This window comes from Salimicrobium salexigens (assembly GCF_900156705.1).
Lineage (GTDB): Bacteria > Bacillota > Bacilli > Bacillales > Halobacillaceae > Salimicrobium > Salimicrobium album.
This window is the reverse complement of the sequence record NZ_FTOK01000020.1, coordinates 1-5,836: the sequence shown is the minus strand read 5'-3', so window position 1 is coordinate 5,836 and position 5,836 is coordinate 1. Positions and strand designations below refer to the sequence as shown.

The window sequence follows — 5,836 nt, the reverse complement described above, 5'->3', positions numbered from 1 at the left end:
TTGAATCAATTTCATAAATCTCAGCCCTTGGCCCCCAATGGGTTCAAGACGTAAAAAAGGAAGTACCTCCCCAAGTCTTGTATAATGGTGGTTCACCACAACTACCAAAAAGACTGGAGGGACTCCCTATGTCCATTATAAGGCAAGAGAGCTTATTTGACATCACCGATTTATATGACATGCAACCTACCCACCGGTATGAGGCCATCTTATCCTCCCTGAATCTGGACCCCGTCATGGCTGTCGTGGTTAAGAAATCCCGTCGTGGTGCACCTGCGGAGCTGAACTACGGAGCGATGGTCCAGTCGCTGATCATCCGTGTGGTGGAAAGGATCCCCGATATCAAACAGCTGGTCCGGCGCCTGAACGAGGATCCGTTTTTCCGGTTCGACTGTGGATTTCTTCTCTCGGATCGTGTCCCCTCGGAAGCTTCCTATACCCGTATCCAGGAAAAGATCCAGGAAGCTGATGTCCTCCGGGACGTCGGTCAGGACATCGTCCACCAGGCAATGAAGGAAGGGTATATCCAGGATGATACGGTCGCCATCGATGCGACCCATTTCGAAGCACGGGACCAGGCCAAAAAGCAGGAAAAGAAACCGAAGCCGGAACCGAAAAAGCGTGGACGCAAATCCAAGGCCGAGCGTGACCAATGGCTGAAAGAAAAACGGGAACGGGAAGCTGATCTCCCTCTTTACGAAAAAACGATCGAGGACCAGCGCACTGCTTCGGCCTCTGCCTTGATGAGCCAGGCTCCTCTGGAGCCGGCGTGGGGCATCAAGAAAAACAGCGAAGGGAAGAATGTGTTCTGGTTCGGATATAAAGGCCACATCGCTGTGGGGACGCAGAGCCAGTACATCCTTTTATCGCTGATGACGTCCGGAAATCTGAATGACGGGAAGGCAGCTATTCCCTTGCTGAAGAATCTCCCGGAGGACCGGAACCTGCCGTTACGGTACGGGACCTTCGATGCCGGATATGATTATCGTCCGATCTATCATCAGCTGGATGACGTGGGACTCTACGCAGTGATCGCCTATAACCGCAGGAACGAGAAGGAGATGATAGGATTCAATGAGCACTTCGCTCCCACCTGCGTCCGGGAACACTCCTACCGTTATGACAGCTATGATGAGACATACGATACCTTGAAATATACAGCGCCTAAAGAATGTAACGAATGCCCGCTTCAGTATGAAGGGGTATGTCAGAAAGTGTATAAGATCAAACGGACCCAGAATCTTCGCAAGTATAGCGCCCCGGCCCGAGGGTCCCAAAAATGGAACAGCATCTACAAACGTCGCACCGCTGTGGAACGAGTCATCGGCTACCTGAAAGGATACTTTATGTTGAATAATGTCCGGCAACGGACGGGACCGAAAGCGAAGATGCATTTCCAGCTAGTCACGCTGGTTTATAATGCATCAAAGTTAGCCGTGGACCGGTTAACCAGCACGATGGATCAGAAGATCACCGCTTCCTAAATTTTTAAAAATAGAAGGGCAAAGAATTCTGGAGGTCTGAACGTTTTTTAAGAAAGCAATTATGAAATTGATTCACGCTATTGAGTTAACCGTGGAAATGCTGGACAATGAACATGTGATAAATTTTACAAAGATAGAATCGAGGAGGATTTCACATGACTAAAGAAAATGTTAATCGAGTTGCACTTATAGGCGCAGGAGCCGTAGGAAGCAGTTACGCATTCTCCATGCTCAACCAGGCTGTCGCAGAAGAATTCGTCATCATCGACCTCAATGAAGACAAAGCTATGGGAGACGCGATGGATTTGAATCACGGGAAAGTATTCGCTCCCCATCCTACGAAAACATGGGCTGGTACGTATGCAGACTGTAAAGATGCGGATATCGTATGTATCAGTGCAGGTGCCAACCAACAGCCCGGAGAAACCAGGCTCGATCTTGTCAAAAAGAACCTTGCTATCTTTAAGAAAATCGTATCGGACGTTATGGCCAGCGGCTTCAACGGGATCTTCATGGTAGCGACGAACCCGGTGGATATCCTTACGTACGCAACGTGGAAATTCAGTGGCCTTCCTAAAGAAAAAGTCATCGGCAGCGGAACGATTCTTGATTCCAGCAGATTCCGCTATCTTCTCGGAGAGTATTTCGATGTTACCCCATCTAACATTCACGCCAACATCATCGGAGAACACGGGGACACGGAATTGCCGGTATGGAGTCATGCAACTGTAGGAGGCGTACCTATCCTTGAAATGGTAGACCGCTATGACAAATACCGCAAAGAGGATCTTGAAGAGATCTTCGTCAATGTACGTGATGCTGCCTATCATATCATCGAGAAAAAAGGTGCTACGTACTATGGCATCGCTATGGGGCTCACCCGTATGACGAAAGCCATCCTCAATAACGAAAATGTCATTTTGACCGTGAGTGCTTACCTCGACGGCGAATACGGAACCGAAGATGTATACATGGGTGTTCCGGCAATCGTGAACCGGGAAGGCATCCGTGATGTAGTCGAAGTAAGCCTGAATGAAAAAGAGCAGGAACAGTTCAACCATAGCGCAACCGTACTGAAGGGTATCCTTACCTCCAACTTCGAACACTGATAAACGTCTAAATTCACCTTAGAAAGGAGCGATGCCTTATGTGGTTACAACAGTATGATCCGTTCGGAAACGTGTTCATCAGTTCCATTCTTGCAGCTTTGCCGATCTTCTTCTTCTTTCTGGCACTGACACGGTTAAAAATGAAAGGGATCCTGGCTGCTTTCCTTACCCTGATCCTCAGTATTTTCGTAGCTGTTCTGTTTTTCGATATGCCGATAGCAAAAGCCATTTCCGCTTCTTTGCACGGAATCGCCAACGGCCTGTGGCCGATCGGCTACATCGTCATCATGGCGGTCTGGTTATACAAAATCGCTGTTCATACAGGGAAGTTCACCGTAATCCGTTCGAGTATCGCTTCCATTTCCCATGACCAGCGACTGCAGTTATTGCTGATCGGTTTCAGTTTCAACGCCTTCCTCGAAGGGGCGGCAGGCTTCGGGGTGCCGATCGCCATCAGTGCTGCTCTGCTCGTGGAACTTGGTTTCCGTCCTCTGAAAGCCGCGGCACTATGTCTGATCGCCAATGCGGCTTCCGGAGCATTCGGGGCTATCGGTGTCCCCGTGATTGTAGGAGCGCAGATGGGGAATCTGGAAACGATGGAACTGTCGAGAACACTCGTTTATATTTTGCCGATGATTTCATTCATCATTCCATTTTTACTCGTGTTTATTCTTAACGGCATCAAAGGGGTGAGAGAAACATTACCTGCCTTACTCGTAGTAAGCGGAATCTATACAGGGACTCAGATCTTCACGATTCTCTTCCTCGGCCCTGAGCTTGCGAACATTCTGGCTGCTTTACTGAGCATGGGCGGCCTTGCCCTGTTCTTAAGAAAATGGCAACCGAAGCACATACACCGGGAAGAGAACGCACCAGCAGTCCAGCAGGGAGAAACCTACACCATCAAAGAGATCATCAAAGCCTGGTCTCCTTTCTATATTCTGACTGCGACCATCACTCTGTGGAGCCTGCCTGCGTTCAAAGCTCTGTTCAGCGCGGGCGGGGTTCTGGAATGGACGACCGCTTACTTACCGGTCCCTTTCCTCCACCAGGAGATACAGAAAGCACCGCCGATCGCAGCCGACGTCACAGCGCTGGATGCCCTGTTCAAACTGGATCTGTTATCTGCAACAGGTACGGCGATTCTGGTGGCTGTCCTGCTTACCGGATGGTTCAGCTCTGCCATCACTCTGCCTGAAGGTATGAAGTCGTTGAAGCTCACCGTCAAAGAACTATGGATTCCGGTTCTGACGATCTGTTTCGTCATGGCTTTCGCCAATCTTTCGAACTTCGCCGGACTCAGCTCTACCATCGGGCTCGCTCTGGCGAAGACCGGAGATCTGTTTCCGCTGTTCAGCCCGATTCTTGGGTGGATCGGAGTCTTCATCACCGGGTCTGTCGTCAGCAACAACGCATTGTTCGGGCATTTGCAGGTCGTTACGGCGAATCAGATCATGACCGACCCTTCCCTGTTACTGGCAGCCAATACAGCAGGTGGCGTCATGGCTAAACTGATTTCCCCTCAATCCATCGCTATTGCGACCGCAGCGGTCAAGGAAACGGGGCATGAGTCCGAACTGTTTCAGATGACGTTGAAATACAGTCTGGGGTTGCTTGTCATCGTCTGTCTTACAACGTTCCTGTTATCATTAGCCGGTATTTGATACAGAACGGATATAACAAAGAAGCCGCATCGTTCTCTTCTTCAGAGCGACGCGGCTTCTTTTTCTCATTTCAGTTGTCGGCTATACAAACCGAGCGGTGCCACCTGTCTACATAATCGCTTACTCACGGAAAACTTCGACTCATACGTTTTTCATCAGGCTGAGTGTTTGTGCCTTTATTCCGACAAACCTTCCATCAATGTCTCTAAGTTACGCTGCATAAGCGTGAAGTAGTCTTCTTCGTTCTTCACATCTTCTTCGGTCAAGACAGATAAATTGTGCAGGCGCAAAGCTTCGGCTCCGATTTCCTTCTTCACGACATCAGCAACTTTAGGCGTGACATTCTGCTCGAAAAATACGTGATCGAGGTCATTTTGTTCAGCCGTCTCGATGATCGTTTCCAACCCCTTCTGGGACGGCTCGTTGGTAGGGCTCAATCCCGATACAGCAATTTGCTCGATTCCATACGCCTGTTCCCAGTATCCATATGCGGCATGGGAGACGATGATCTTGTTTTTCTCGGCACTCTCCAGTTTGTCGTGGAATTCCTGATCGAGGCTTTCAAGTTCCCCTTTCAATTCCTCGAAGTTTTCATTGAACATTTCTTCCTGATCCGGTCTGACTTCAACCAGCATATCTTTCACATGCTCAGCCAACTGGATGGAACGGATCGAGCCAGATGTGCGGGTCCTGCTCTCCATGGTTATGTCCGGCATGGGCATCTTCCCCGTCACTTGCTTCTTCCTCATGTGCATGCTCTTCTTCATGCGTTCCTTCTTCTTCCCCGTGATTATGGACATGCTCTTCTAAGTCGATTCCTTTTGATGCTTCGAGTATTTCGACATCTTCTGATTGAATCGAATCCGATATCTGTTCGGCATAGGACTCCAGCCCGGCTCCGCTATAGATGAACGCATCAGCTTCCGCCATTTTCACCATCTCTTTGGACGTCGGCTCATACGTGTGAGGATCCGATCCCGGAGGAAGAATCGATTCTACAGAAGCGTCCTCCCCGGCGATCCGCTCCGCGAAAAATTGAAGAGGGTAAACCGTGGTGTAAATCTTCAGTTCTCCATCAGCACCTCCAGAGTTCTGTTCCTGCTCATCAGTACCTGAACTTTCTTCTCCACAAGCGGTAAGTATAATAATTAATGCAAGTAAACTAACTGTCGTCAGGATTCGTTTCATCGTTGCTTCTCCTCCTTTACCGTTTTGAAAGAATGATTTCCTCCCCTTCTGGTTATCTACTTCTTTGTTCATTAAATTAAGTTATTAGTAATACGGTAGCACAATGATTCAATTGCACATTAACTCAATACTACAATAATTCAATAACACAAAAAAAGGCATCCTAGGGTAGATCTCAAATCACCGAATTATTTGTAGCAAAACGTTCGTCATTTGTTTACGAATGACCAGTGTTCCCTTTCCCTTATAGATATCATAAGTCATATGTAGTGTAACTTTAAAATAAAGGTTGTTCGTTTCCCTCTACAGTCTCAATGCTTTAGGAGAGTGTTCATCAACATTCAAGATTGAACATGGATTGAACACTCTAAACACCCTAACTGGCGGTAAT

Annotated in this window: 5 protein-coding genes; 3 read left to right on the top strand and 2 right to left on the bottom strand. The window is 48.3% G+C overall.

Annotated elements, in window-relative coordinates; genetic code table 11:
* Positions 1-128 precede the first annotated feature (128 nt).
* The 3 genes from BW931_RS13070 (at position 129) to BW931_RS13060 (ending at position 4,257) form a co-directional block, all read left to right on the top strand.
* On the top strand, positions 129-1,484 hold the full coding sequence (locus tag BW931_RS13070; protein WP_076572898.1) for an IS5/IS1182 family transposase: 1,356 nt from the start codon (positions 129-131) through the stop codon (positions 1,482-1,484).
* A 155-nt stretch (positions 1,485-1,639) separates the two neighbouring features.
* Entirely contained in the window at positions 1,640-2,593 is a 954-nt protein-coding gene (locus tag BW931_RS13065) for an L-lactate dehydrogenase (RefSeq protein ID WP_076572896.1), read from the top strand.
* A gap of 38 nt (positions 2,594-2,631) precedes the next feature.
* Positions 2,632-4,257, top strand: a complete 1,626-nt coding sequence (locus BW931_RS13060) for an L-lactate permease (RefSeq protein ID WP_076572894.1) — start codon at positions 2,632-2,634, stop codon at positions 4,255-4,257.
* A 176-nt stretch (positions 4,258-4,433) separates the two neighbouring features.
* Here the strand turns inward: BW931_RS13060 and BW931_RS13800 are convergent, their stop codons facing one another.
* Together BW931_RS13800 and BW931_RS13795 are read right to left on the bottom strand one after the other, a co-directional pair.
* On the bottom strand, positions 4,434-5,006 hold the full coding sequence (locus tag BW931_RS13800) for a metal ABC transporter solute-binding protein, Zn/Mn family (RefSeq protein WP_268794175.1): 573 nt from the start codon (positions 5,004-5,006) through the stop codon (positions 4,434-4,436).
* Positions 4,906-5,445, bottom strand: a complete 540-nt coding sequence (locus BW931_RS13795; RefSeq protein WP_268794174.1) for a metal ABC transporter substrate-binding protein — start codon at positions 5,443-5,445, stop codon at positions 4,906-4,908. The genes BW931_RS13800 and BW931_RS13795 overlap by 101 nt, the downstream gene beginning before the upstream one ends.
* Positions 5,446-5,836: the final 391 nt, after the last annotated feature.

Bases quoted from the DNA above. Each gene is read 5' to 3' on its own strand.
- BW931_RS13800 (WP_268794175.1), bottom strand. From the start codon at position 5,006: ATGAGGAAGAAGCAAGTGACGGGGAAGATGCCCATGCCGGACATAACC.
- BW931_RS13795 (WP_268794174.1), bottom strand. From the start codon at position 5,445: ATGAAACGAATCCTGACGACAGTTAGTTTACTTGCATTAATTATTATA.
- BW931_RS13060 (WP_076572894.1), top strand. From the start codon at position 2,632: ATGTGGTTACAACAGTATGATCCGTTCGGAAACGTGTTCATCAGTTCC.
- BW931_RS13070 (WP_076572898.1), top strand. From the start codon at position 129: ATGTCCATTATAAGGCAAGAGAGCTTATTTGACATCACCGATTTATAT.
- BW931_RS13065 (WP_076572896.1), top strand. From the start codon at position 1,640: ATGACTAAAGAAAATGTTAATCGAGTTGCACTTATAGGCGCAGGAGCC.